The following is a 3404-nucleotide window of genomic DNA, read 5'->3' as shown; positions in this document are numbered from 1 at the left end:
CCGCCGCGACGGCAAGCGTTCCGGCAACCCTTTCGGGCACGCCGACCGCACGAATCTCCTGGCGCACTTCGCGGACCGCGCGTCCACAGCGTTCCTCGACCATCTCGCAGATCAACCCGGTGTTCTTGCGTAACTCGCGCCTGATCGCAGCACCGGCGACCGGATCCAGATAGACCTCGGTCCAGCAGATCGGCTGCTCCGGTTTGGCGGGGTCGACCCGCAACATTTCGATGCGCAACCATCGCGAGCCCACTTCCACACCGATATGCGCGGCAAGCGAAGGACTTGCCGAGATCTCGCCGATAGACTGGACGTGCCGCTCAGTAAGCACCGCAAACTGCATCAGGTCTTCGACATTCGACATCGACTGTTCGAACGCCACGCGCGGCTTCGAAGCTTCGACGCGAATACCCGCGCGCTTGCGTCGCGAGATGAGACCGAGATCCTGCACCTTCTGCAGCGCCGAGCGCACGGTCGCGCGGCTGACGCCGTACTGTGCGGAGAGGTCCATTTCACTCGGTAACGCCGCGCCGACCGCGAACGTCCCATTGCCGATCGCTTCGATCAATTGATCTGCCAGTTCGACATAGCGCGGTTTCATAAACCTTTCCTGTAATTACTATTGTTCAAAGCATGGCCTGGGGAAGCCGAGCGCGACATCGTATCTTGGTGCGCGGCGGGTTGCCAAGGCAGCGCAGTTGAGAACGCACAGATCCGGACGGTCATTCGCGTAAACCCGAAATTGACGTGTTTCCACTTACGCCAATATAGTCCGTACATATTGAAAATGTACGGACTTATAAGCGGATCGTCGTGATATGTCCGAGCGCCACGATCCGCACGAAAAAACGGAGACCGAAATGGCTGTTCAAACGAATGTGTCGCACCCCACGGACAGTGAGGCCGCGAGCGCGAAACCTCGTCAGCCGTTCTATGCGCGGCTGGGGTTTCAGATTGTCGTGGGCATCGTGCTTGGTCTCGCGCTGGGTTTTATCGCGCCGCATCTCGCCGTGCAGATGAAAATCCTCGGCGATATCTTCCTGCGGCTCATCAAGATGATCGTTGCGCCGCTCGTGTTTCTGAACGTCGTGCTCGGCATTGCGGCGGCCGGCGACCTGAAGAACGTCGGACGGATCGGTTTGCGTGCACTGATCTACTTCGAGATCGTCTCGACCATCGCGCTCATCATCAGCATGGTGATTGCGAATCTCTCCGGTGTCGGCGCGGGCATGCATCTCGTGCAGAGCCCGGAAGCTGCAGCGGCCGCGCACGAGACGTATGGCAAGGCTGCACACGTGTCGTTCGAGCATTTCCTGTTGACGCTCTTCCCCGACAACTTCGTCGGCGCGTTTGCCAACGGTTCGCTGCTGCAAGTGCTGGTGATCTCCATTGGCTTTGGCGCCGCCGTGCTCATGCTGAACACCGAGCAGCGCGCAAGCGTTGAGCATGCGTTATCGCGGATGTCCGACTGCTTTTTCAAGTTCGTCGATGTGATCATGAAGTTCGCCCCGCTCGGCGCATTCGGTTCGATCGCGTTTGCGATCGGCAGCAGCGGCATGAGCGCGGTGATCTCGCTCGGCTATTTGCTGATCGTGATGTATCTGTCGCTCGCGTTTTTCGTGGTCGTCGTGCTCGGCCTCGTGTTGCGGCTCTACGGCTTCAACGTGTTCCGTTTCCTGCGTTACTTCAAGGAAGAGATCTTTTTGTTGTTCGCCACGGCTTCTTCAGAAAGCGCATTGCCGCGGCTCTTCGAAAAACTCGAGAAACTCGGTTGTTCGCGCCAGTCGGTCGGACTGGTCTTGCCGACAGGTTACGCGTTCAATCTCGACGGCACGGCCGTGTACATGTCGCTATGCGTGATGTTCCTCGCGAATGCGTATGGCGTGCCGCTCGACCTGCACCAGCAGTTCGGGTTGCTGTTGCTGATGTTGCTGACATCCAAGGGGGCTGCGACCGTTTCGGGCGGCACGTTCATCGTGTTTGCAGCGACGGTCACCGCATCGGGCCTCTTGCCTATAGAAGGATTGCCCATCCTGTTCGGGATCAACCGGTTCACATCGCAAGCGGTTTCGATCTGCAACTCAATGGGCAACAGCGTGGCGACGCTCGTCATTGCAAAGTCCACGGGCGAATTCGATGAAAGCGCTGCGCGCAGCGAGTACACGCGCGTGTTTGGATCGAGCGCCGGCAAGGTTATCTGAAGCTAAATCGAGGAAACATTCATGCGCATTACCGCGATAAGGGAAATCTCCGTCCCGCTGGAAGGAAACGTAGCGAACGCGCTCGTCAGCTTCGCCGAGCACGACGTGTCGCTGGTCGCGCTGGAAACGGATGTGATCCGTAATGGCCGGCCGGTCACCGGCTACGCATTCGATTCCATCGGCCGATACGCGCAAGGCGGCATCCTGCGCGACCGGATGATCCCGCGCCTGAAGACAGCAGCGGCTGCGGCGCCCGAGTCCCTGCTCGACGCCACAGGCGGGCACTTCGATGCCGCCAGGGTCCTGCAAACCATCCTCCGCAACGAGAAGCCCGGAGGACACGGTGACCGCGCGGCGGCCGCCGGTGCGATCGAACTGGCGGTGTGGGACTTGAACGCCAAGCTCGCTGATGAACCCGCGTATGTCACCATCGCGCGGCATTTCGGGCGGCAAGGCAAGCGTGAAGGCGTGAATGTGTACGCGGCGGGCGGTTACTACTACCCGGAAGAAAGCACGCAGCGTCTCGCCGATGAATTCCGCGGTTATCGCGAACTCGGTTTCGATGCATTCAAGATGAAGATAGGCGGTGCGACGCTTGCTCAGGACATGGTTCGCATAGAGGCCGCATTGACGGTCGCGGGAGAGGGACAACGTCTTGCAGTCGATGCCAACGGACGCTTCGATCTCGACACGGCGCTCGCATATGCAAAGGCCATCGCGCCGTACGATTTGCGCTGGTACGAAGAGATCGGCGATCCGCTCGACTACGAATTGAACAGTCAAGTTGCGCAGGTCTATGAAGGACGTATCGCGACTGGCGAGAATCTGTTTTCCGTGCCGGACGTGCGGAACCTGCTGCGTTTTGGCGGCATGCGAAAGGGCAAGGACATCTTTCAGATGGATCCCGGGCTTGCTTATGGACTGACTGAATACGCACGCATGATCGAAGTGATGGAAAGCCATGGATTTGACCGCGCTGAAGCGTTCCCGCATGGCGGTCACCTGATCAACTTGCACATTGCAGTGGGGCTCGAGCTCGGCGGATGCGAAGCGTACCCCGGCGTATTCCAGCCGTTTGGCGGATATCCGGCGGGCTGCGGCGTGGGCGGCGGACTCGTGCGCCCGACTGACGCAGCCGGCTTCGGACTCGAAGAAAAAGAAGCGCTGCGACCGTGGCTCGCGCGCCTGGATCATTAAAAGGAA

Annotated in this window: 3 protein-coding genes; 2 read left to right on the top strand and 1 reads right to left on the bottom strand. The window is 59.6% G+C overall.

Features of this window, described 5'->3' with window-relative positions; translation table 11 throughout:
* Window positions 1-601: GntR family transcriptional regulator (locus ACFFAR_RS28520; RefSeq protein WP_174365129.1), on the bottom strand; the 601-nt coding region annotated here is incomplete at its 3' end.
* 259 nt (window positions 602-860) lie between these two features.
* Here ACFFAR_RS28520 and ACFFAR_RS28515 point away from each other — a divergent pair.
* Together ACFFAR_RS28515 and ACFFAR_RS28510 are read left to right on the top strand one after the other, a co-directional pair.
* Complete coding sequence (locus ACFFAR_RS28515; protein WP_086381018.1) at window positions 861-2201, top strand: cation:dicarboxylate symporter family transporter; 1341 nt, start codon at window positions 861-863, stop codon at window positions 2199-2201.
* Window positions 2202-2222: 21 nt separating this feature from the next.
* A complete protein-coding gene (locus ACFFAR_RS28510) occupies window positions 2223-3398 on the top strand; it encodes a mandelate racemase/muconate lactonizing enzyme family protein (RefSeq protein WP_375508936.1) in 1176 nt (391 codons plus the stop codon).
* Window positions 3399-3404: the final 6 nt, after the last annotated feature.

The organism is uncultured Caballeronia sp. (assembly GCF_964243625.1).
Taxonomy (GTDB): domain Bacteria; phylum Pseudomonadota; class Gammaproteobacteria; order Burkholderiales; family Burkholderiaceae; genus Caballeronia.
The sequence above is the reverse complement of the archived record's forward strand: the minus strand, read 5'-3'. Positions and strand labels throughout refer to the sequence as shown.

Excerpts from the sequence above, each read along its gene's own strand:
- ACFFAR_RS28510 (WP_375508936.1), top strand. The coding sequence starts at position 2,223 with ATGCGCATTACCGCGATAAGGGAAATCTCCGTCCCGCTGGAAGGAAAC.
- ACFFAR_RS28515 (WP_086381018.1), top strand. The coding sequence starts at position 861 with ATGGCTGTTCAAACGAATGTGTCGCACCCCACGGACAGTGAGGCCGCG.